The 22,129-nt window shown below is 72.9% G+C and carries 16 protein-coding genes; 8 read left to right on the top strand and 8 right to left on the bottom strand.

Features of this window, described 5'->3' with window-relative positions; genetic code table 11:
- Nucleotides 1–6 precede the first annotated feature (6 nt).
- A complete protein-coding gene (locus GXB85_RS10325) occupies nt 7–333 on the bottom strand; it encodes a WhiB family transcriptional regulator (protein ID WP_161917634.1) in 327 nt (108 codons plus the stop codon).
- 349 nt (nt 334–682) lie between these two features.
- Between GXB85_RS10325 and GXB85_RS10320 the strand changes: the two genes are divergently transcribed.
- The 7 genes from GXB85_RS10320 to GXB85_RS10290 all read left to right on the top strand — a co-directional run bounded on the left by GXB85_RS10320 (nt 683) and on the right by GXB85_RS10290 (nt 7,379).
- Nucleotides 683–1,867, top strand: coding sequence for an AI-2E family transporter (locus GXB85_RS10320; RefSeq protein WP_161917574.1), 1,185 nt, complete (start codon nt 683–685; stop codon nt 1,865–1,867).
- A 9-nt stretch (nt 1,868–1,876) separates the two neighbouring features.
- Nucleotides 1,877–2,608 (top strand): TIGR03089 family protein, encoded by a 732-nt coding sequence (locus tag GXB85_RS10315; protein WP_161917573.1) that lies wholly within the window; start codon nt 1,877–1,879, stop codon nt 2,606–2,608.
- A gap of 4 nt (nt 2,609–2,612) precedes the next feature.
- Nucleotides 2,613–4,010: a hypothetical protein gene (locus GXB85_RS10310; RefSeq protein ID WP_161917572.1), complete on the top strand. Its 1,398-nt coding sequence runs from the start codon at nt 2,613–2,615 to the stop codon at nt 4,008–4,010.
- Nucleotides 4,011–4,014: 4 nt separating this feature from the next.
- A complete protein-coding gene (locus GXB85_RS10305; RefSeq protein ID WP_370524153.1) occupies nt 4,015–4,581 on the top strand; it encodes an NUDIX hydrolase in 567 nt (188 codons plus the stop codon).
- 97 nt (nt 4,582–4,678) lie between these two features.
- Complete coding sequence (locus GXB85_RS10300; RefSeq protein WP_161917571.1) at nt 4,679–5,299, top strand: acyltransferase; 621 nt, start codon at nt 4,679–4,681, stop codon at nt 5,297–5,299.
- Nucleotides 5,296–6,390, top strand: a complete 1,095-nt coding sequence (locus GXB85_RS10295) for a DegT/DnrJ/EryC1/StrS aminotransferase family protein (RefSeq protein ID WP_202627821.1) — start codon at nt 5,296–5,298, stop codon at nt 6,388–6,390. Before GXB85_RS10300 ends, GXB85_RS10295 begins: the two co-directional genes overlap by 4 nt.
- On the top strand, nt 6,390–7,379 hold the full coding sequence (locus GXB85_RS10290; protein ID WP_161917570.1) for a Gfo/Idh/MocA family protein: 990 nt from the start codon (nt 6,390–6,392) through the stop codon (nt 7,377–7,379). The genes GXB85_RS10295 and GXB85_RS10290 overlap by 1 nt, the downstream gene beginning before the upstream one ends.
- Nucleotides 7,380–7,435: 56 nt before the next feature.
- Here the strand turns inward: GXB85_RS10290 and GXB85_RS10285 are convergent, their stop codons facing one another.
- The 5 genes from GXB85_RS10285 to wecB form a co-directional block, all read right to left on the bottom strand.
- On the bottom strand, nt 7,436–9,619 hold the full coding sequence (locus GXB85_RS10285) for an FG-GAP-like repeat-containing protein (protein ID WP_161917569.1): 2,184 nt from the start codon (nt 9,617–9,619) through the stop codon (nt 7,436–7,438).
- Nucleotides 9,620–9,723: 104 nt separating this feature from the next.
- Nucleotides 9,724–10,986 carry an FG-GAP-like repeat-containing protein gene (locus GXB85_RS10280; protein ID WP_161917568.1) on the bottom strand — a complete coding sequence of 421 codons (1,263 nt, stop codon included), beginning with the start codon at nt 10,984–10,986 and terminating at the stop codon, nt 9,724–9,726.
- A 139-nt stretch (nt 10,987–11,125) separates the two neighbouring features.
- On the bottom strand, nt 11,126–12,976 hold the full coding sequence (locus GXB85_RS10275) for an FG-GAP-like repeat-containing protein (RefSeq protein WP_161917567.1): 1,851 nt from the start codon (nt 12,974–12,976) through the stop codon (nt 11,126–11,128).
- Between the two features lie 196 nt (nt 12,977–13,172).
- The gene (locus GXB85_RS10270; RefSeq protein ID WP_161917566.1) at nt 13,173–14,456 is read right to left on the bottom strand and encodes a glycosyltransferase family 4 protein; all 1,284 of its coding nucleotides are present in this window, start codon (nt 14,454–14,456) and stop codon (nt 13,173–13,175) included.
- 100 nt (nt 14,457–14,556) lie between these two features.
- Nucleotides 14,557–15,609 carry a non-hydrolyzing UDP-N-acetylglucosamine 2-epimerase gene (gene wecB, locus GXB85_RS10265; RefSeq protein ID WP_161917565.1) on the bottom strand — a complete coding sequence of 351 codons (1,053 nt, stop codon included), beginning with the start codon at nt 15,607–15,609 and terminating at the stop codon, nt 14,557–14,559.
- A gap of 111 nt (nt 15,610–15,720) precedes the next feature.
- On the opposite strand from wecB, the gene GXB85_RS10260 reads away from it, so the two are divergent.
- On the top strand, nt 15,721–17,016 hold the full coding sequence (locus GXB85_RS10260) for a nucleotide sugar dehydrogenase (RefSeq protein WP_161917564.1): 1,296 nt from the start codon (nt 15,721–15,723) through the stop codon (nt 17,014–17,016).
- A gap of 72 nt (nt 17,017–17,088) precedes the next feature.
- Here the strand turns inward: GXB85_RS10260 and GXB85_RS10255 are convergent, their stop codons facing one another.
- Together GXB85_RS10255 and GXB85_RS10250 are read right to left on the bottom strand one after the other, a co-directional pair.
- Nucleotides 17,089–19,098 (bottom strand): SpoIID/LytB domain-containing protein, encoded by a 2,010-nt coding sequence (locus GXB85_RS10255; RefSeq protein ID WP_161917563.1) that lies wholly within the window; start codon nt 19,096–19,098, stop codon nt 17,089–17,091.
- Nucleotides 19,095–22,106: an FG-GAP-like repeat-containing protein gene (locus GXB85_RS10250; RefSeq protein WP_161917562.1), complete on the bottom strand. Its 3,012-nt coding sequence runs from the start codon at nt 22,104–22,106 to the stop codon at nt 19,095–19,097. Before GXB85_RS10250 ends, GXB85_RS10255 begins: the two co-directional genes overlap by 4 nt.
- Between the last annotated feature and the right edge of the window lie 23 nt (nt 22,107–22,129).

The following is a 22,129-nucleotide window of genomic DNA, read 5'->3' as shown; positions in this document are numbered from 1 at the left end:
GCGCGGTCAGACGACGCGCTTCTTGAGCTTGCGCCGCTCACGCTCGGACAGGCCGCCCCAGATGCCGAAGCGCTCGTCGTTGGCGAGCGCGTACTCGAGGCACTCGGCCCGCACCTCGCAGCCCAGGCACACCTTCTTGGCCTCGCGGGTCGAGCCGCCCTTCTCGGGGAAGAACGCCTCGGGGTCGGTCTGCGCGCACAGGGCCCGCTCCTGCCACCCCATGACCTCGTCGTCCTCGGCCGTTCCGAAGAGCGGCAGCACCGCAGCCCCGTCACCGCCGGGCTGAGCGCCGTCGGTCGGGAACGCTGCGTCGTCGTCGAGCAAGTTCCACATTCCGCCAGCCTCCATGCTGCTCGGGTACCCGTGCGGGCCCGTCAGGTGTCGCGCGTGCTCGTCCCTTCCGGTTCGCGGCGGGCTTGGGACCCGTCCCGGTGGAACTGCATGGCAAGAATTACACGCGTGTCATCCGCCCCCGTCAAGCGGGCCTGTGCTAGAGCGACGTGCCCGTCTCGCGGAGATCGGGTGAAATCGGACGCACGTCCCACTGGCCACACCGGCGGTCACCCGATCGGCGCAGTCCCGACCCGCCCGGAACCGTGGCCGGCCCTGCTCGGAGGACCGCGACGCGCGGGGTGCGGCCCCTCGCCGTAGCGTCGTCCCCACGACCGCAGGGAGGACCCGCATGAGCCTGTTCCGCCGCCGTCCCAGCCCTCCGCCGAGGCGCGCCACTCCCCCGGCCCCGTCGGTGCGCGGCGCACGCCCGGGCCCGGGCGCCCTCTGGACCGACGGCCTCGGCAGGGTCGCGACGCGCTCGGTCCAGGTGCTCGCGGTGCTCGCCCTCGCCGCCGTCGCCGTGTTCGTGCTGACGCAGCTCACGCTCGTGGTCATCCCGGTGCTCATCGCCCTCGTGCTCGCGGCCGCCATCTCCCCGCTGGTCTCGGCGCTGCGCCGGCGCGGCCTGCCGTCCCTGCTCGCCACATGGATCGCGCTGCTGACCCTGCTCGCGGTGCTTGCGGCGGTGGTGTGGCTCGTGGTGCGCGCGGTCACGGACCAGTGGGACGAGCTGCGCGACCAGGCGCTCGACGGCTTCGCCGAGCTCCAGGAGTACGTGCGCGGGCTGCCGTTCGACATCTCGGAGGAGCAGCTCGCGTCGGTGCAGGAGTCCGTCACCGGCCTGCTGCAGTCCGACGCCGTGGGCTCGGGCGCGATCGCGGGGGTGTCCCAGACGGCGGACTTCGTCGCGGGCTTCTTCATCATGGTCGTCGTCCTGTTCTTCTTCCTCAAGGACGGGCCGCGGCTGTGGGAGTTCGCGCTGCGCCCGTTCGAGGGGCGCGGCTACGAGCGCGGACGACGCGTGGGCGACGTGACCATCGACTCGCTCGGCGGGTACGTGCGCGGCACCGCGGTGGTGGCCGCGGTGGACGCGGTCGCGATCGGCATCGGCCTCGCGATCGTCGGCGTGCCGCTGGTGATCCCGCTCGCGGCGCTCGTGTTCCTCCTGGCGTTCATCCCGCTGGTGGGTGCGACGCTCGCGGGGATCCTCGCCGCCCTCGTCGCGCTCGTGGCGGTGGGCCCGGTCGAGGCGCTCGTCGTGGTCGCGATCGTCGTCGCGGTCAACCAGCTCGAGGGCGACCTGCTGCAGCCCGTGGTCATGGGCCGTGCGCTGCGCCTGCACCCCCTGGTGATCCTCGTCGCGCTGACCGCCGGGACGGTGCTCGCGGGCATCACGGGTGCCGTGCTCGCCGTGCCGATCGCGGCGTCGGTGTGGCGCGCGATCCAGGTGTGGGACGGCCCCGACCTGCCGGCGCGCTTCGCCCGGCAGAAGCGTCGGGAGACGGTGGACACCGGCGCCGACGCCCGCGCCTAGGCTCGCCCCATGGACGTCGCCGCTCTGCTCTCCCTGCTCGTCGCCGATCCGGGCCGCCCGCGGCTCACCTGGTACGGCCCGGCAGGCGAGCGCATCGAGCTCTCGGGCCACGTGCTCGACAACTGGGTCACCAAGACCACCAACCTGCTGCTCGAGGAGTACGACGTGGGCCCCGGCTCGCGCGTGCGCCTCGACCTCCCACCGCACTGGCGCACCGTGGTGTGGGCGCTCGGGGTGTGGCGCGCGGGCGGTTGCGTCGTGCTCGGCTCGGCCGACGACGTCGACCTGCTCGTCACGCACCGACCTGACGACGCCCCGGCGGGCGTGGACGTGGTCGCGGTCGCGCTGCCCGCGCTCGCGCGCGCGTTCGACGGTCACCTGCCCCCCGGCGCGGTCGACGCCGCCTCGGCCGTCATGACCTACCCGGACGCGCTCACGTGGCTCCCGGCGGTCGACCCGGCGGCCCCCGCACTGGCCACCGACGACGACGTCGTCCCGCACGCCGACCTGCCGGACTGGGCGGGCACAGCGACAGCGGGGCGGCCGACCGACGAGCCGGGCTCGCGGCTGCTGCTCGAGACCACCGGGGACACGTCGGCGGCGTCGGTGCTCGGGACCGCCCTGGCGGTGTACGCGGCCGACGGCTCGCTCGTGCTGTGCGACCCCGAGGTGAGCGCCGGCCTCGCGGCGGATCCCGCCCGCCGCGAGCGTCTCGTGGCGTCCGAGCGCACGACGGCGTGAGCACGTGAGCACGGTGCGGGCCGGGCGGACGCGCGGCGAGCCGCAGGGCGGACCCGGCACGACCACGAGCCGCACCCTCGTGCTCGACCTCGACACGCTCCACCAGGCGGACCGCTGGCGTGGCGCCCCCGGGCCCGACGCCCCCTCGCGCGGGACGGCGCCCGCCCTCGACGCCGTGGGGGCCGTGGACCCGGCGTCCCGCCGTTGGTTCGCGGGCGTGCTGCGGACCGCCGACCTGTTCAGCGACACCGTGCTGCTCACGGACAACCAGGTGCTCGACGGGGCGTGGCTGCTGCACGCGGGACCGGACGGCGTCGAACGGCTGCTGGGGCGGGCCTCGATCGAGCGCGCGCCGTTCCACGTCGTGGCGCGCGACGACGACCTGGGCGAGGCCCTGCGCGCGATGGCCCTCGACCGCCGCACGGGGCTGCTCACGGGCTTCGAGTGGTCCTGCCTCACGTCCTTCGGCGTCGCGCCGCTCCCGGGCGGGAGCCTGCGCGGGCACGACCCCGGCGACCTCGCGCGGTGCACGTCCGACGACGTCCCGTTCGTCCTCGCCGCCCTCCTCGAGGGCGCGTCCGACGGCGGGCCCGTCACGGGCGGCCCGTCGGGCGAGCACCTCGCCCTCGCGGAGTCGTGGGCCGCATGGGTCTCGGCCGCACGCCGCGGGCGGGTGCCCGTGCACCGGTGGGACCCGGCCCGCTACGCACTGCCCGAGCACCTCGCGGCGCTCGACGGTGCGGGTGCGGCTCCCACCGCCGTGCCCGGCGACGTGCTGGGCGCGGCCCGGGCCTGCACCCGGCGCTCGGACCTGCGCGCCCTCCTGACCCGCACGGACGGTCGGCTCACGCCCGACGCGCGGCGCGCGGTCGAGCAGTGGTGGGTCGAGGCGTACTTCCGCGCGCTCGCCGCGCAGCACGAGGCGACGTGGCTCAGGCTCGGGCCGGCGTCGCCCACGATCGGCGACGGCGAGGCGGCGCCCACGCCGGCCGACGCGATCCGCCTCGAGGGCCGCTCGGTGGAGATCCTCGGCGCGATGCCCGGCGCCGCCTACGCGACCTTGAGGCACCGCGCACGCGACGCCGTCGCGGCGTGGGTGCACGCGCCCGGGCAGCGCACGGCCGACGCGCTCGGGTACGCGATCCGCGCGGCCGACGACCAGCTCGACCTGCACGGCGATCGTCGCGACGCGTACCGCCGTCTCGTCCTCGCCGCGGCGCCCGCGGTCGTCGCGGCCCTCGTCTCCACCGTCGCGACCTCGTGGGCGGGGCTGTGGACCGGCCTGGCGACGGCGGTCACGGTGCTCGTCGCGATCCCCGCGGTCGACGTCGTCGAGCTCCACCGCACGCGCCCCTCGCGCATGCGCGCCTACCTCCACGTGCCGGGCCTCCGTCGTGACTGAACGCGTGGGGACCACACCCACGGACGGCGGTGGGCGGGTGCGCGCGAGCCGCGTCGTCTACCACTGGGAGGGCCCGCCGCGTGTCGAGCTCGTGCTCGACGACGTCGAGCGCGGCGGCCGTCGCTGGGCCCAGCACCGCCTCGTGCTCGCCGACGGCAGGCCGGGCGCCGTCGCGGTCGTGGTGCGCGACGACCAGGTGCTCCTCGTCCGCCAGTGGCGCCCCGCGGTCGGCCGCGTGCTCTGGGAGCTCCCGCGCGGCCTCGCGGACGCCGGTGACGCGGACGGCGCCGCGACCGCGGCTCGCGAGGTGCACGAGGAGACCGGGCTCCCGACGGCGTCCGCGCGCGTGCTGGGGACGGTCTGGCCGGACTCGGGGCTCCTCGCAGGGACGGTCGCCGTCGTCGAGGTGCACCTCGCGCCCACCGGGCCCGACGCCTCACCGTCGGCCGACGGTGAGGTGGATGCGCGGCACTGGGTGCCGGTCGCGCAGCTCGACGAGCTCGTGCGCGAGGGGACGCTCACGGACGGTCTGAGCCTGGCCGCGCTCGCGGTGTGGCGCGCGTCGCGGTGAGCGGGCACCTTTCGACCCAGGACGAGTGCCCGGTGCTGGGTAGGCTGCACGTGGTCGGCGACCGCCGACCGCCCACCACGACAGGGGATGCGAGAACTTGACCGTACGAATCGTGGACTCCGCCGACGTCGCCGAGAGCGCGCAGATCGGGGACGGCTCCTCGGTCTGGCACCTCGCCCAGGTGCGCGAGGACGTCCGGATGGGCGAGGGCTGCATCGTGGGCCGCGGCGCCTACATCGGCACCGGCGTGCGCATGGGTGACAACTGCAAGGTGCAGAACTACGCGCTCGTGTACGAGCCGGCCGAGCTGGGCGACGGCGTCTTCATCGGCCCGGCCGTGGTGCTGACCAACGACACGTTCCCGCGCGCGGTGAACCCGGACGGCTCGCTCAAGAGCGCGCACGACTGGGAGCCCGTGGGGGTGACCATCCGCGAGGGTGCGTCGATCGGGGCGCGCGCCGTGTGCGTCGCACCCGTGACCGTGGGGCGGTGGGCCACGGTGGCCGCCGGATCCGTGGTGACCCGCGACGTCCCGGACTTCGCCCTGGTGGCGGGTGTCCCGGCGCGCCGCATCAAGTGGGTCGGCCGGGCGGGCGTCCCGCTCGAGGACCTCGGCGCCGGGACCTGGCGCTGCCCCACCACAGGGGACCTGTACGAGGAGACCGAGGGTGTGCTCGCGCTGACCGCGCCGGCCACCGCTGAGGAGGATGACGCATGAGCAGCCCGAGCATGATCCCCGCGGCCAAGCCGCTGATCGGCGACGAGGAGCGCGAGGCCGTCGACCGCGTCCTGCGCAGCGGCATGATCGCCCAGGGCCCCGAGGTCGCCGCGTTCGAGCGCGAGTTCGCCGAGCAGCTGGTGGGCGGGCGCGCGTGCGTCGCCGTCAGCTCGGGCACCGCGGGCCTGCACATGGGTCTGCTCGCCGCCGGCGTGGGCGCGGGCGACGAGGTGATCGTCCCCTCGTTCACCTTCGCCGCGACCGCCAACTCGGTCGCCCTCACCGGTGCCACCCCGGTGTTCGCGGACATCGACCCGGCGACGTACTGCCTTGACCCCGCGTCGGTCGAGGCCGCGATCACCGAGCGCACCGTCGGCATCATGCCCGTGCACCTGTACGGCCACCCGGCCGACGTCACGGCGCTCGGCGCGCTCGCGGAGGCCAAGGGCCTGCAGCTGTTCGAGGACGCCGCGCAGGCGCACGGCGCCACGTGGCAGGGCGCGCCCGTCGGCTCGTTCGGCTCGTTCGGCATGTTCAGCCTCTACCCGACCAAGAACATGACCTCCGGTGAGGGCGGCATGGTGTCGTGCGCCACGCCGGAGCTCGTCCGCAAGGTCCAGGTGCTGCGCAACCAGGGCATGGAGAAGCGCTACGAGAACGAGGTCGTGGGCTTCAACGTGCGGATGACGGACGTGCACGCCGCCATCGGCCGCGTGCAGCTCACCAAGCTCCCCGCGTGGACGGAGCAGCGTCAGCAGAACGCCGCGTTCCTCTCGGGCAACCTCGAGGGCGTCGTCGTGCCCCACGTGGCCGACGGCGCGACGCACGTCTACCACCAGTACACGATCCGCGTCCCGCAGGACCGCGACGGCTTCGCCGCCGCACTCGCCTCGGAGCACGGCGTCGGCTCGGGCGTCTACTACCCGATCCCCAACCACCAGCTGCCGTCGTTCGGCTACGAGTACGAGCTGCCCGAGACCGCGAAGGCGTGCGCCGAGGTGCTGTCGCTGCCGGTCCACCCGGCGCTGAGCCAGGAGGACCTCGAGCGCGTCGTCGCCGCGGTCAACACGCTCGCGAAGGCGGGTGCGTGATGGCGAACCTGCGCGCAGGCCTCATCGGCCTCGGGATGATGGGGCGTCACCACGCCCGTGTCCTCAAGTCGCTGCCGGGCGTGGACCTGGTCGCGGTCGCGGACCCGGGCGGCGACCCGCACGGCGTCGCCGGTGCGCTCGAGGTGGGCGGCGACGTCCAGCACCTGATCGACGCGGGTGTCGACTACGCGATGGTCGCGGTCCCCACGCGGTTCCACGAGCAGGTGGGTCTCGCGCTCGCCGAGGCCGGCATCCACGCGATGATCGAGAAGCCGCTGGCGCCCGACGTCCCGTCGGCCGAGCGCGTCGCCGAGGCGTTCACGAAGGCGGGCCTCGTCGGGGCCGTCGGCCACATCGAGCGCTACAACCCCGCGCTGCAGAGCCTGCGCTCTCGCCTCGCGGCCGGCGAGCTGGGCGACGTCTACCAGGTCGTGACGCGCCGGCAGGGTCCCTTCCCGGCCCGTATCGCGGACGTCGGTGTGGTCAAGGACCTCGCCACGCACGACATCGACCTCACGGCGTGGGTCACGCAGCAGAGGTTCGTGTCGGTCGCGGCGCAGACGGCGCTCAAGAGCGGCCGTGAGCACGAGGACCTCGTGGCCGTCGTCGGCAAGCTGGCCGACGACACCGTCACGAGCCACCTGGTGAACTGGCTGTCGCCGCTCAAGGAGCGCATGACGGTCGTGACGGGCGAGCGAGGCGCGTTCGTCGCGGACACCCTCACGGCGGACCTGACGTTCTTCGCGAACGGCACGGTCGAGACCACGTGGGAGTCGCTCGCCGGATTCCGCGGCGTGAGCGAGGGCGACATCGTGCGCTTCGCGATCCCCAAGCCCGAGCCGCTGCGCACCGAGCACGAGGCGTTCCGCGACGCGGTGCTCGGCAAGGACGCGGACATCGTCACGATGGAGCAGGGCCTGGCGACGGTCCGCGTCGCCGACGCGGTGCTGACCTCCGCCCGCACGGGAGCCACCCAGAACCTCGGCTGACCGCGGGACGGCGCGACGGGGCGGGAGCGGCCGGAGCCGCTCCCGCCCCGTCGTCGTCAGAAGCCCTGGCCCACGAGCACCTTCATCGCGAACCTGCCCGGCCCACGGCCCGCGTAGAACCACAGGCGGCCGTTCGAGTCGCGGCCCATGAGGTCGGCCCGTCCGTCCCGGTTGAAGTCCGCGCCCGACGCGAACTCGTAGCCGGTCCAGCCGTGCCCGGCCTTCACCCGACCGTAGAAGTAGCCCCCGCCCTTGCCCGCGTAGTAGAAGAGCTGACCCGCGGCATCGACGCTGAGGATGTCCGCGCGGCCGTCGCCGTTGGCGTCGCCAGCGGCGTACAGGTCGTACCCGTCCCAGCCGTTGCCCACCTGGATGCGGGGAGTGAACCCACCTCGCCCGTCGCCGGGGTAGAGCCACAGGCGGTGCGACGAGTCGATCGCCAGGAGGTCCGTCCTGCCGTCGGCGTTCATGTCCCCTGCCGGGACGATGCGGAAGGTCGTCCACCCGTTGCCGATCTGGGACCTGGAGAGGAAGCCTCCTCGTCCGTTGCCCGGGTACAGCCAGAGCTTCCCTGCGGCATCGACGGCGACGAGGTCCCCTCGGCCGTCGCCGTTCCAGTCACCGGGAGCGTGGACCTCGTAGGCGTCCCAGCCGCCACCGAACTTGGTGGGAGACGCCACCCGTCCGTCTCCGCGGCCCGGGTAGAGGAACAGCACTCCGTCGCCGTCGACACCGAGCAGGTCCCCGACCCGGTCACCCGTGAGGTCGGGGCTGGCCACCAGGCTGCGGAAGGGCGTGGTCGGAGCCTGCGCGTTGACGAGGTTGACCGTGGCACCAGAGGCGCTCGCCGACGTCACCGTCACACGGATCCTGCCGTCGGCGGTCACGAAGCTCCGGCCCGGCTCGACGACGAAGTAGGGGTCCGTCGGGCTCGAGGCGGGATCCTCGACGGCCGCGTCGAGCAGGTAGGTGTCGGCCCCGAGGCCGGTCTCGTCCACCCGCCGCACGACCACGCCCGGCTCGAAGCGCGTCACGGTGCAGGGCGAGAACGGGCAGCCGGCGCGTGAGGTCGCAAGGTCCGCGTCCCGGCCGGTCGCGGCACGGTACTCGACGTAGTAGGTCGTGCCCCCGGTGCTGAAGCGGACGAAACGCTTGCCGGCCCCCGAGCCGACCGGGGCGAGGGTGACGACCGCACCCGCGGCGGCGAAGGCCGTGTTCGTCGTGTCGAGGAGCCCCATCGTGTCGAGATGAGCGCCGCTCACGGGGCCGGCGTTCAGCGTCGGCTCCGTCTGGTACGCGACGCCCATCACGTCGTAGGCGTCGCCGTACTCCGTCCCGTCGCACTGCAGCCCCGTCCCGTCCGCGCGGCCGCCGTCGCAGTGCACGCGTGAGCTCGAGTGCCCCAGCGTGAGGGTGTGGCCGAGCTCGTGCGCCATCGTGTACCACCGGAACTCACCGTCCGCACCGTTGATCCACGCGGCACCGCCGTCCGCGACGTTCGCGATCCCCTCGAAGGGGCACGCGGCGAGCGCCGGCGTGTACACGACCGTGTGGCGCCCGGTCCACACCACCGGACCCGTACCCGCCTGCGCGACGCTCCAGTCGAGGAACGCCACGACCTTGTCCAGGCCGCAGTCCGCCGTGCTCCCCCAGCCCGTGTACGCGTCCGCCTCGAAGGCGGCACCCTCGGTGAACCGGACGGCGCCGTCGGTCGAGTCGTCCCAGTAGGGCGCCACGCGTTCGACCAGCTCCGTGCGCAGCACCGAGGGCGTCACGGCGTCACTCGCCTGTGCACCGATGCGCGAGGTCATCATGTAGACCGGGCGGTCGGCGGTCCGGATCTCGGCGAACGCTGCGTCGGCGGCCGCCCCTGCCGCGTGCGTGGTGGCCACCACCTCGACGGCGGCGACCTGGGCGACGGCGTCGGCGTCGGTGACGGCCGCGCCCGGGTCGGGGAGGTCCACGAGATCCGCCTCGACCACGGTCCCCGAGGCGACGTCGGCGAGAGCCGCTTCGTCGACGGCGACCGCGCCCCCGTCCTCCGTGCGCACGACGGTCAGGTCGAGCGTCGTGCGGTCGCGCAGCTCGAGCGTGAAACGCTCGACCTCGCCGACGACGGTCGCGGCCTGGTCCGCCCCGGAGGCTCCGGCTGCCGCAGCCGCCGAGGGAGAGGTTCCCGGCAGGGCGGTCGCGGCGAGGACGGCGGTGGACAGGACGGCGATGAGGCGGCGACGCACCATGCCCGCTCCTTCTTCTCGGGCGGCGGGGCCGCGGTGGGCGCCACAGGATGGCCGTGGTCACCCCGTCATCGGCATACCCGGGCGACACCTTGAGTGCCGTCCCGCTACCAGCCCCGACCGATCTGCGTCTTCATCGCGAAGGTGCCACCCTGACGACCGGCGTAGAACCACAGACGCCCCTGCGGGTCGCGCCCGACGAGGTCACCGAGGCCGTCCGCGTTGACGTCGCCACCCGAGGTGAACGTGTAACCGCTCCAGCCGTGACCGACCTGGACACGCTGGCGGAAGTAGCCCTTGCCACGTCCCGCGTAGAAGAACAGCCTCCCGGCCTCGTCGATGCCGACGATGTCCGCACGGCCGTCACGCGTGAGGTCGCCCGCTGCGTGCAGCACGAACCCGCCCCAGCCGTTGCCCACCTGCAGCCGCGCGCGGAAGCCGCCACGACCGTCGCCCGGGTAGAGCCACAGCCGCTCCGCCGAGTCGATCGCGAGCAGGTCGGCCGCGCGGTCACCGTTGACGTCGCCGGCGGGGATGATCCGGAAGCTGCTCCAGCCGTGGCCGATCTTCGTCCGGGCGCCGACCGCGCCGCCGCCCGCACCGCGGTAGAGCCACAGCACACCTGAGCCGTCCACGGCGACGAGGTCGGCGCGACCGTCACCGTCCCAGTCGCCCGGGGCGTGGACGTCGTAGGCCGACCATCCTGTGCCCAGGGAACGCACGGCGCGGACCGAGCCGTCGGACCGACCCGCGTAGGTGAACAGCCTCCCCGACGAGTCGACCGCGAACAGGTCGTCGTACGGGTCGCCGGTGACGTCGGGGGTGAGCACGACCTGCTCGAACGGGGTCGAGGCGCTCACGGTCGGCCCGTCGGGAGCGGCGGCGGCCGGGTAGGCGCCGAAGTTCTGGGTCACGTAGACGTAGCTCTTCCCTCCCCGCTCGACGAAGGCGACACCGACACCGAGGTGGGTGTACGAGCTCTTCAGGATGTTGGCCCGGTGGCCCGAGGAGCCCATGAGGTTCTCGTGGATCGTGGCCGGCGAGTACTGCCCCACCGTGGTGTACCCGTACGCCACGTTCTCCCCCGCAGCCGACCAGCCCGAGGGCATCTGGGAGGCGTAGGACGGGTTGTGACGGAAGGAGCCGCTCGACGCCATGGTCTGCGACCACCCTCGCGCGACCGTCGCCACCTTGACGCTGACGGTGAGAGGGGCGAGCCCGGCGCGCTCTCGGGCCGCGTTCACGGACCCCACGATCTGGGCCTCGTACTGGGACGTGGTGAGGCTCGCCGCATGCGCTGGTGCGGCCGGCGCGGCCACCATCAGGCCTGCCCCCAATACCACAGCCAGCGCGAACGACAATCGTCTCATGCCGCCGGAACGTAGCAGCCAGGAGATTCTTCACCTAGACGGGTGACGAGCGAAAAGCGGCGCATGTCCGAATTGGGATAAAAAGCCCCACAGGTCTGTGACGCATTTCACACGGGTGGCGTAGCGCGCCGCCTCAGCGTCACCACCCCGCTCCGACCTGCACCTTTGCCGCAAACCGGGCAGGCCCACGAGCCGAGTAGAACCAGAGCCGGCCCCGTCCGTCGCGCCCCAACAGGTCGTTGAGCCGGTCACCGTTGAAATCGGCGCCCGAGGCGAACGTGAATCCGGTCCAGCCGTGACCGGCGCGCACACGCTGGGAGAATGCGCCATTTCCGCGCCCGGCGTAGTACCAGAGCACGCCGGCGCCGTCGATGCTCAGGATGTCCGCGCGGCCGTCACGGTTCATGTCGCCCGCGGCGTACAGGTCGAACCCGCCCCAGCCGTGGCCGGCGGCCCTCCGGGCACCGAAGCCACCACGTCCGTCGCCCGGGTAGAGCCACAGCCGCTGGGCGGCGTCGATCGCGAGCAGGTCAGCGGTCCCGTTCCCGTCGACGTCGCCTGCGGGGACGATGCGGAAGCCGGTCCATCCGTGACCGATCCGCTCCCGTCCGCCGAACCCTCCCCTGCCGTCGCCGGGGTAGAGCCAGAGCACGCCCGAGGCGTCGACCGCCACGAGGTCGGAGACCTTGTCGCCGTCCCAGTCCCCGGGGGCGTGCACCTGCATGTCCCGCCAGCCGAGACCGAAGGGCCGGACCCGGGAGAAGCCACCGTTGCCCGCCCCGGGGTACACGTGCAGCCTGCCCACCGAGTCGACGGCGACGACGTCCGCGCGGCCGTCGGCCGTCACGTCCCGGCTGGCGACGATCTGCGCGAAGGGCGGCTTGGGCTTCACCGCGTCGAGGCTCAGCCACGTGGCGTTGTCGAGCACGCCGGTCACGGGCAGGCCGAGCCGACGCTGGTGCGCGAGGAGGGCGCTCAAGGTGGCCGACCCGAACACGCCGTCCACGGCAGGGCCGGTGAGGCCGAGCGAGGCCTGAGCCGTCGCGATGTTCGAGTGGACCGCCCCCGGGAGGTACACCGGGTAGGGAGAGGGCGGGGCCGGCGACGTCGTCGGGCAGGGCGAGGTACGACGCCCGCTGTAGCGGGGCGCGTACTGACCCGTGTACACGCGGCACGTGCCCTGGTCGGGCGTCGCCACGGGAACCGAGGTCCACCACGACGTGCGCTTCATCGCACCGTCCCAGGTGAAGCTGAAGTGGATGTGGTCCGTGTGCGGGCTGGGCCCGCTGTAGGCCTCCCACGCGCCGGGCCGGTGGACGTACCAGATCTTGCGGTTCCAGATGATGTACATGAGGCCGAAGCGCTTCGCGATCGCGCCGTTGTTCGCCGTGAGCCACGCGTTGACCGAGTCCCCGATGGCCTTGTCCCCGGCGTCGTAGGCGTTGAGCGTCCAGTCGAGCGCACGCCCGTCGTAGTGCTGGCTCCGGTCCCCCGCCTTGCACGCACGTGACATGTGGTGACGCGTCTTGCCGTAGTGCGTCGTCAGCAGTCCCGCGAACGCCACCACACCGGGGCGGTTCACCGGGTCGCACGAGACCGTGTACTGCATCCCCGGGTGGCGGTCCAGGATGCTCGGGAGCGCCTTCGTGGGCGCGGCCGGCACCCGCAGCATCGCGAGCTGACCAGCGTCCGGCGCCTCGACATCAGCGACGATCTCGCCCGGCGTCTGCGCGTCCTCGGGCTCGGGCTGAGGGTCCGGCACCGGGGGGACGGGCGCGGCCGTCGGCTCCGACGCGCCGTCCGGATCCGCCGCTGCGGCAGGGAGATCCGTTGCCTCGGCTTCCGCAGCCGCGTGTTCTGCCGCGTCGGTTCCTGCGGTGTCGACGGGCTCCGGCGCGGCCGCGAGCGCAGGCCCCGGGCTCAGGGTGAGCAGTGCACAGGTGACGACGACGAGCCCGACCGTACGGCGGCTCGATGCGGTTGCGGACAAGGTGGCCTCCCCCTGAGGTGTCGTCGAGCGACGGTCGAGTGCACCACGTCATGTCGCCCGGGGCCATCTGTGCCCGGAGAGGTCGTGCGGTCGCGTCGCCCCTGAGTCATCGGCACGAAGCCGCACCACTTGAACCGCAGGCACGAGGTCGTACGCGCCGGCAGCGACGCGCCAGGCGCCTGCTCGCGCTGCGCGATCAGCGAGACCTCGCCGATCCGATCTGCCGCAGGCGGCGCCGGACTCGGTAGGCCAGCCCGTGACGTGCTTCCACGAGCTGACGCTCGAGCTCGCGGTTCCGCGCGGAGAGGGTGCCGACCTCTCTCTCGAGTGCACGCATCACCTGCTCGGAACGGGACTCGCGCAGGCTCGTCGCGAGCCTCAGCTCGTCGAGCTGTGCTCGCACCTGGCCGAGCGCACGGTCCCGCTGCGGGACCGTCCAGCCTGGGAAGACGACGGGAGCCGGGACGCCCGGCCCCGCGTAGACCTCCTCGAGCCGAACGCCCGTCAAGGAGATGTCGTGGTTCGCCTCGACGTACGGGCGACCCGCCGCCGCGAGGCGCTGACGCTCCCCACGGTCCACGATCAGGCCCCGGAGCACCTTCTCGAAGGTCTCCGGCGTCGCGTCCACGATCGGCAGGTCCGGGTGCCGATCACGCACGACGTCGGCCACGCGCGAGACGACGGGCCGTCCGACGGCAAGGGCCTCGAGCGCCGCTACACCGAAGCCCTCGTTGACGAGCTTCTCCACCACGATGTCGGCACGCGCGTACCGCTCGAGCACCTCGCTGTTCGTGACGCCCTCGATGAGGTCGATGTCGAAAGCGACCCCTTCAGCACGCAGCCTGTCGAAAGCGTCGAGGACGAACTCCGTCCCCTTGAGGCCACGGGCGCTCGGTGCGTGCGCCACCACCGGACGCACGCGATCACCGCCCGCCAGCGGATGGGGAGGGATCGCCGTCAGGTCCACCGAGAGGGGGAGGTACGTGGCCCCGGGCGCGTAGGGGAGGTTGGCGACGTTCGACACCGTCGTCGCGTCCGCGTAGGTGCGGATCACCGCCAGCGCGTCCTCGATCGCCGCTTCGTCGATGGGGAGGTCGGCGAAGTGGAAGGCGCTCCAAGGGTCCAGCGCCTTCGCGACCCGCGGGATCCGCACCTCGGAGCCGTGGAAGGACATGACGACCTTGACCCCGAGCGCCTTCCAGACCGGGAGGTCCCAGAGCCACGGCAGCCCGCCCACCGCCGGCACGAGGGACCTCGCGTAGTGGAAGTGCACGACGTCGGGTTCGAGAGCCATCGCCTCCATGAGCAGGTTCACGATGGTCCGTGGCTTGCTGACGTCCTCGAACACGCGATCGGCGGGGTAGGCGAACCGCGTGCGCCCGAACTGCCACACGTGCACCTCATGGCCGCGCGCCCGGAGCGCCTCGGCATTGAGCCACGCCTGGTTCGCGATGTTCGAAGGCGCCTGGAGGATACGCACGCCCTCACCCTAGGGCGTGCGTCATGACGCTCCCAGTCGCCCGACCCGTTCGGCGCAGCGCGTCAGGAACGGGTCGTCGTCCCTGTTCAGGCCGACCTCCTCACGTGCCGAGCGCTGTCACGACCTGCCGGGCGGCGTCGCCCGACCCGTAGGGCTGCAGCGTGGGCTCCGCGGGCGCAGGCCGCGCCGCGAGCGCGTCCAGCCCGACCAGGTCGGGCGCCAGGACGTTCCACCGCCCCTCGAGCGTCTCGACCCACTCGGTCTCCGTCCGCAGGGTGGTGCAGGGCCTGCGGAGGAGGAAGGCCTCCTTCTGCAACCCGCCCGAGTCGGTCACCACACCGCTCGAGCCCAGGACCGCTGCGACCATGCCCGGGTACGGCAGGGGGTCGACGACGCGGAGGGAGCCGCTCTCGAGGTCGATCCCCTGCTCCTGGCACCGCGCACGAAGTCGGGGGTGGGCCATCAGGAGGACCGGCACGCTCAGGCCCGCCAGGGAGGCGACGACTGCCCGGAGGCGCTGAGGGTCGTCGGTGTTCTCGGCTCGGTGGATGGTCGCCACGACGTACCCGCCCCGCGCGAGCCCCGCGGGAGGAGGCGGTGGGTCCGCGAGGACGGCGTCGCGCACCCGGAGGCACACATCCGTCATCACGTCGCCGACGAGCACGGAACGCCGCGCGAGCCCCTCCTCGGCCAGGTGGTCCATCGCGACCGCGGTCGGCGCGAGGAGGAGGTCGGCGGCGTGATCGGTGAGGACCCGGTTGTGCTCCTCCGGCATCCTGCGGTTGAACGATCGAAGGCCCGCCTCGAGGTGTGCGAGGGGGAGGTGGATCTTGACGGCGGCGAGGGCAGCGGCCAGCGTGGAGTTGGTGTCCCCGTAGACGAGCACCCAGTCCGGCTGCTCACGGAGCATCACCTCCTCGAGCGCGCCGAGCATGGCCCCCGTCTGGACACCGTGGCTCGCTGATCCCACCGTCAGGTTCACGTCGGGCTTCGGGATGCGGAGGTCGGCGAAGAACACGTCCGACATCCCCGGGTCGTAGTGCTGGCCGGTGTGCACGATGCGGTGGTCGACCCCAGCGGCGGCGAAGGCCTCCGCGACGGGGGCGAGCTTCACGAACTGCGGACGTGCACCGACGACGCTGAGGACTCGCACGCGCGGTTCCTTCCTGTGGGTCTCTCCGCCCGCGAAGGGAAGCGGGCCGCCCGATAGTCTAGGTGCGGCCCGAATCGGCCCCACGCCGTCCACGACCCCCGAGGTAGCCCCGTGAAGATCGCAGTCATCGCCCTGGGAAAGATCGGTCTCCCGCTCGCCGTCCAGTTCGCCTCCAAGGGCCATGAGGTCGTCGGCGTCGACGTGAACCGGTCGGTGGTCGACCTCGTCAACGGGGCCACCGAGCCCTTCCCCGGCGAGGCAGGACTCCAGGAGAGGCTCGAGGAGCTCGTGCCGGCCGGACGTCTGCGTGCCACCACCGACTACGCCGACGCCGTCCCCGGGGCGGACGCCGTCGTGATCGTGGTCCCGCTCTTCGTCGACGACGCGACCTGGCAGCCGGACTTCGGCTGGATGGACGCGGCGACGCGCTCGCTCGCCGAGCACCTCACCCCCGGGACCTTGATCTCCTACGAGACGACGCTGCCCGTCGGGACGACGCGTACGCGCTGGAAGCCGCTCATCGAGGAGCTGTCCGGCCTGACCGAGGGCAGTGACTTCCACCTCGTGTTCTCACCCGAGCGGGTTCTCACCGGGCGGGTGTTCGCCGACCTCCGCCGGTACCCCAAGCTGGTCGGTGGGCTCTCCCCGGACGGGACCGCCCGGGCGATCGAGTTCTACGAGGCGGTGCTCGACTTCGACGAGCGTCCCGACCTCCCTCGCGGCAACGGCGTCTGGGACATGGGCTCGGCGGAGGCCGCCGAGATGGCCAAGCTCGCCGAGACCACGTACCGGGACGTCAACATCGCGCTCGCGAACCAGTTCGGCCGGTTCGCGGCCGAGCACGGCATCAACGTCCACACCGTGATCGAGGCGTCGAACTCGCAGCCCTACAGCCACATCCACCGCCCCGGCATCGCCGTCGGCGGCCACTGCATCCCCGTGTACCCGCGGCTCTACCTGTTCAACGACCCTGCAGCCACGGTCGTGCGCGCCGCACGCGAGGCCAACGCCGCGATGCCCGAGTACGCCGTCTCGCTCCTGACGACGTCCCTCGGCTCGCTCGAGGGACGCACTGTCGTGGTCCTCGGGGCCGCGTACCGCGGCGGGGTCAAGGAGACGGCCTTCTCCGGGGTGTTCCCCACGGTCGCCGCGCTGCGCGCAGCGGGCGCGCTCCCCGTCGTCCACGACCCGCTGTACAGCGACGCCGAGCTGGAGGACCTCGGCCTGCCGCCCTACCAGGCCGGCTCACCGGTCGACGCTGCCATCCTCCAGGCCGACCACGCGGAGTACGCCGACCTCAGCCCTCAGGATCTCCCGGGGGTCCGCGTGCTCGTCGACGGCCGCGACGCGACCGACCCGTCCCGGTGGACCGGTGTGACGCGCGTCGTCATCGGACAGGCCGACTGACGTCCGCTCGAGGTGGTGGGCGGCGGCACCGCCCACCACCTCGAGTGCCCGTCCGCCTGGCGGGCAGACGGCTCAGTTGACGATGCTGAAGCCGGTCCAGCCGTTCCCGACCTGCACCCGCGGGAAGAAGCCGCCCTGCCCGTCGCCGCGGTACAGCCACAGCTTCCCGGTCGCCTCCTCGCGAGCGATCAGGTCGTACCTGTCGTCCCCGTCCCAGTCGGCCCCGCCCACGATGGCGTCCATCGCACCCCAGCCGTTGCCGATCCTGGCCGCGGCGCGGAACCCACCCGACCCGGTCCCCGGGTAGAGGTACAGGTCGCCCGTCGGCTCGTGCCGCGTGATCAGGTCGGGCTCCCCGTCCCCGTCCCAGTCTCCCGCCGAGAGGATCACGTCCATCGACTCCCAACGTGCACCGATCACACGCTTCGGCTCGAACCGTCCGCGTCCGTCTCCGGGGTAGAGCAGCAACGAGCCGGCAGCGTCCCGGGCGATGATGCCGGGCGCCCCGTCCCGGTGCCACCCCTCGACCCCGATGAGCGTGTCGAAGACGTGCCACCCGTGACCGAGCTGCACGCGGGTGGTGAAGCCACCCTTCCCGTCGCCGGGGTACAGGTACAGCCTGCCGTCGTGGCTGGTGGTCACGATCTCCGGGGCGTCGGTGCCTCCGAAGCCGTGGATCCGGGTCATCATGTCCATCGTCTGCCAGCCCTTGCCGATCTGGAGGCGCTGCCAGAACCCGCCGTCACCCTTCCCGCGGTAGAGCCAGAGCTTGCCGTCCGGTCCGCGCCCGATCAGGTCGGCCAGGCCGTCGCCCGTCCAGTCCCGCTGGGTGTCCTCCGCGGCACCGGTCGTGGTGTTCGCCACCCACAGCGTCGACCGGAGACCGAAGGCGGACCGGAAGGCGCTCCCGGTCACGGTCACCGAACCGAGTGTGCCGTTGATCCGTACGTTCTCGACACGCCCTCCCCACGGGCCCTCTCCGTCACGTGCGAGCACGTTGATCGAGGTGAACGTGCCGATCGCGGGGTACCGCGCGGAGATCGTCGTCCCGGCGAGCTGGACCTTCCAGGGTGCGTAGCCGTCGTAGGGGTCCGGCGCCGCAGCGAGGTACGCCTGGGAGCCGGCGGCGGAGTGCCCCCCGTTGGACGCGCTGAACTGCGTGAAGGCCGGGCGACCCCCGGACAGCACGACGCGACCGGCGGTCGCGGCGACCGCCGCGTCCGTCGCGGCCTGCTCGTAGGAGCGGATGAGGGTGCCGTCCTCGCGACGGTCCTCCCTCCCCTTGTAGACCTGGCAGCTCGTCGTGTCGCACGTGTCGTACCACGACGCGTTGACGTTCACGTCGCGGTCCCACGACGCGTAGGTGCGCGCCGCCACGGCCTGTGACCTGAGCGCCTGCGCATGCCAGCTCGCAGGCATCTCGGCGGGGACGACCGAACGGAGGTAGTCGCCGGTCGAGGAGGTGACCACGGTGCGCAGCGTCGTCGCGCCACCGCTCGTCACGCGTGTCGCGGAGACCGTCCCGCGGTAGTCCCGGTACGTGGAGCCGAGAAGGAGCTCGAGCGTGCCGTCCGCCGCCTGGAGCGTCGCGCCCGACTGCCCCGCGAGGGCCTCGGTGAGTGCGGCGGTCCCGTGGGTCCTCCACGCGCCCCCGGCGTAGGCCTCGAGGACGAGGGTGGTCGACGAGAGCCTGATGCGCCACGTCGACGGAGCGTGACCGGCGACCGCCGTCGGGAGTGCCACCGTCCCTGCCGTGGTCCGCAAGGAGAGGCCGTTCTCGGCACGGACCGTCGTCACGCCGTCGTCGTCGCCCTGGATCCAGACGCGCATCGACGTCGAGTCCGAGATCGTCCCGAGGCTCGTCCCCGGGTAGTAGGCGGCGATGATCTGGGTGTACGTCAGGCCCGCCTTCGCCCGTCCCTGGGCGCCGTGCTGGGACATCCCACGGCCGTGCCCGTACCCACGGCCGTCGATCTCGAGGACCCGAGCCGCGCTCGCTGGCGCCGCGGGCGCGACGACGCCGGCCCCGAGGGCGAGGGCGAGGACGAGCGGGAGGCCGCGTACCGGTCGGCGCAGCCTCACGACATGCCCTTGCCCAGGCTGGCGACGGGGATCCCCGTGACCTCGCGACGCTGGCCGAAGCCGCCGAGCCCGTCCGCGGGGTAGATCCAGGCGCGTCCGTCGACCGCGGAGCGCGCGAAGAGGTCGGTGTTCCCGCTACCTGTGGCGTCCCCGAGCGCCACGATCTCGGACATCCCTTGCCAACCCGTGCCGATCAAGGTCCCACCACTGAGTCCGCCACGCGCGTGCCCCGTGAACAGGCGCATCTCGCCCGTGCGGCGGTGCACCGCGATGACGTCGGAGCCCGACCACCGCTTCCAGCCCCCGACACCGAGCACCCGGTAGCTCCCGAAGCCCTTGCCGATCTGGAAGCGCTCCGAGCTCAGGAGTCGCCCGCTGCCGTCGGCGCGGAACGGGTAGACCCAGACCCGGCCTCCCGAGTCGACGCCGAGGAGGTCCGGGGTGCCGTCGTGGTCGAAGTCGCCGGCGGCCGCCACCTGGGACCAGTCGGCCCACCCGTTCCCGATCCGCGTACCTGCGCCGAGCACGCCGGCGGCCGAGGGGGTGTGCAGGTTGAGGTACCCGGCCGTGTCTCGCACCACGACGCTCGCCCGTCCGCTACCGGTGACGTCTCCGACGACGACGACGTCCTTGGCCCGGCTGAGGTCCGGACCTCCTCCGCCCACGACGTTGAAGCGGCTCGCGGTGGACACCTGGTAGCCGTAGAGCAGGCCGTTGGCCGTGTCCGACGCGATCAGCACGCTCCGCCCGGGGCCGTTCCAGTTCCAGCCCATGCTGATGAGGTCACGCGAGTTCCATCCCGTTCCCCAGTGCTGGATCCCCGCGAGCCACCCCGTGCCCTTGCCGGACGCCGTGGTCATCGTGCCGTTCGAGGCGTTCCGCAGGACGAGGTCGCCGACCCCGTCCCCGGTCACGTCACCGGCGCCGAGCACCGTGTCGTAGCCGGACCAGCCGTTGCCCAGCGAGTGCATCCGCCCGAATCCGCCGCGACCGTCACCCGGGTAGAGCCGGAGCTCTCCCGTGTTCTCGACGAGCGCGACCAGGTCCACGTTGCCGTCCCCGTCGAAGTCGCGCGCCCCGGCGAAGTGCTTGATGGTGTTCCACCCGTTGCCGATGCGGACACGCGCACGCACGTTGCCGAGCCCATCGCCGCGGTAGAGGTAGAGGAGTCCGGTGGCGCGCTCCACGGCGAGCACGTCGGCCCGCCCGTCCCCGTCCCAGTCCCCCGGCGCGATGATCGACGACATCGCGTTCCAGCCCTTGCCCCAGGCCGTCCGCCCGGCGAATCCACCTCGCCCGTCGCCGTGGTAGACCCACATGCGGCCCGTCGACGACTCGCGCGCCAGCAGGTCGGGCGCCCGACCCGCGCGCAGGGGCGGGCTCCCCACGAGGACGTCCATCATCGACCAGCCGTTGCCGATCCGCTTGCCGCTCGCGACCGGGATGGGATCAGCCGTGAGCACGTCCGACGTCGCGCCCCACGCGAGCACGTCGGCCCGCCCGTCACCCGTCAGGTCGTGGTCGATCGAGGACCGCGGATAGCTCTGGAGCTGAGCCGCCGCCGCGCGGAGCGTGGGAAGGGCCGAGTAGAGATAACGGCCCGGGCACGCGGTCGACGTGCCCGGGACGTCCCGGTGCCCCACGATCACCGGGTACGAGGTGCCGTTGTACACCATGGTCCCGCTCGCGCCGACGCCGTGGACGGCGAGCTTCCAGGCGATCAGTCGCGCCAAGGAGTTCCGGATGGTGGACGAGACGCCCACCTGGTCGAAGTTGCCCATGACCGAGATCCCGGACGTGACACCGTTGAACGCCGCGGCGTGGATCCCCTTCGTCGTGTTGAGGATGCCGCCCGCGCGGCCCTCCCACAGACGCCCGAACCTGTCGACGAGGAAGTTGTACCCGATGTCGGACCAACCGCGACCCGTGACGTGGAAGTTCTGGATCCCGCGCAGCACGGCCGGCACCTGGGACGACGAGTACGTGTTGGTCCCGGCCGTGTGGTGGACGGTGACGCCTCGCACCTCGCCGATGTCCATGCCGCCCGCGGGGGCCGCGGCCCCCCAGGTGCTGCGCGAGTAGATGCGCGGCGTGGGTGCCGAGACCGCACTCGTCAGGCCCCCCGCCGTCACGGGCTCCTGTGCGAGGCTCGGTTCGGCGGCGGTCGCCGCTGATGCCGGCACGGTCGAGCCGAAGCCTCCCGTGCCCGCGGTGTCCGCCGCCACCACGTCGCTGCCGAAGAGGTCGAGGCGCGCGTCCTCGGGCACGAGGCCGTCGTCCGACACCAGCCGCACCTGGATCTGCGCACCGTCGGCGACGACGTAGGGCTCGGAGCCGGGGCGGCCACCGTTCTCGACCTGGTCGTCCACCGCCAGCGCCTCCCAGTCCCCCCAACCGTCCTCTCCGAGCTGGCGTACGTCCACGCGCACCTGCGCCCCGGTCGACGTCCAGCTCGCGCCGACCACGGTGACGTCGGCCGCAGTGGTGTCCAGAGCGGGCGTCAGGGCGAGGAGCGTCGGAGCGGAGCTCCTCAGCATCGCCGTCGCGGGTGCACGGGGGTCTACTGCTGCTGCGAGCGCCTCCGCCTCCGGCCCGGTCGCAGGGTCACGCGCCCCTTCCTCGGCGAGGCCATCGGGGGCCACACCGGTCAGGGGGAGCTCGAGGTGCTCACCATCGGTCGGCCCCCGGACCTCACCCGACGCGCCACTCGCCGGCGGTCGCGCCTCCTCGGCCGGTGGGTCGACCGGGGGCGTCGAGATCTCGTCGGACGGGACCGCGGGGGCGGTGCCCGGGTCGGCGGCGCCGCCCGCGGTGCCGGGGGCGGGCGAGGCAGCCGTCCCGTCGCCCTCCGACCCGGGCGCGGTGCTGGCAGGGTCGGCGCCGCCTTCCCCGACGAGCCTGCTGTCCTCCTGCTCCGGGTCGGTGACGGTGGCCGCGGACGCCGACCCGACAGGGATCAGCATCACGGCCGCGAGCGAGGCTGCCGCCCAGGCGCGCATGTGGGACATCGGAGCTCCAGTGGTAGACACGG

It is taken from the genome of Cellulomonas sp. APG4 (genome assembly GCF_009996735.1).
Lineage (GTDB): Bacteria > Actinomycetota > Actinomycetes > Actinomycetales > Cellulomonadaceae > Actinotalea.
This window is presented reverse-complemented; position numbering and strand designations above follow the sequence as displayed.

Coding starts and splice junctions, on each gene's coding strand:
- GXB85_RS10250 (WP_161917562.1), bottom strand. CDS start 22,106: ATGTCCCACATGCGCGCCTGGGCGGCAGCCTCGCTCGCGGCCGTGATG.
- GXB85_RS10325 (WP_161917634.1), bottom strand. CDS start 333: ATGTGGAACTTGCTCGACGACGACGCAGCGTTCCCGACCGACGGCGCT.
- GXB85_RS10285 (WP_161917569.1), bottom strand. CDS start 9,619: ATGGTGCGTCGCCGCCTCATCGCCGTCCTGTCCACCGCCGTCCTCGCC.
- GXB85_RS10295 (WP_202627821.1), top strand. CDS start 5,296: ATGAGCAGCCCGAGCATGATCCCCGCGGCCAAGCCGCTGATCGGCGAC.
- GXB85_RS10280 (WP_161917568.1), bottom strand. CDS start 10,986: ATGAGACGATTGTCGTTCGCGCTGGCTGTGGTATTGGGGGCAGGCCTG.
- GXB85_RS10320 (WP_161917574.1), top strand. CDS start 683: ATGAGCCTGTTCCGCCGCCGTCCCAGCCCTCCGCCGAGGCGCGCCACT.
- GXB85_RS10315 (WP_161917573.1), top strand. CDS start 1,877: ATGGACGTCGCCGCTCTGCTCTCCCTGCTCGTCGCCGATCCGGGCCGC.
- GXB85_RS10290 (WP_161917570.1), top strand. CDS start 6,390: ATGGCGAACCTGCGCGCAGGCCTCATCGGCCTCGGGATGATGGGGCGT.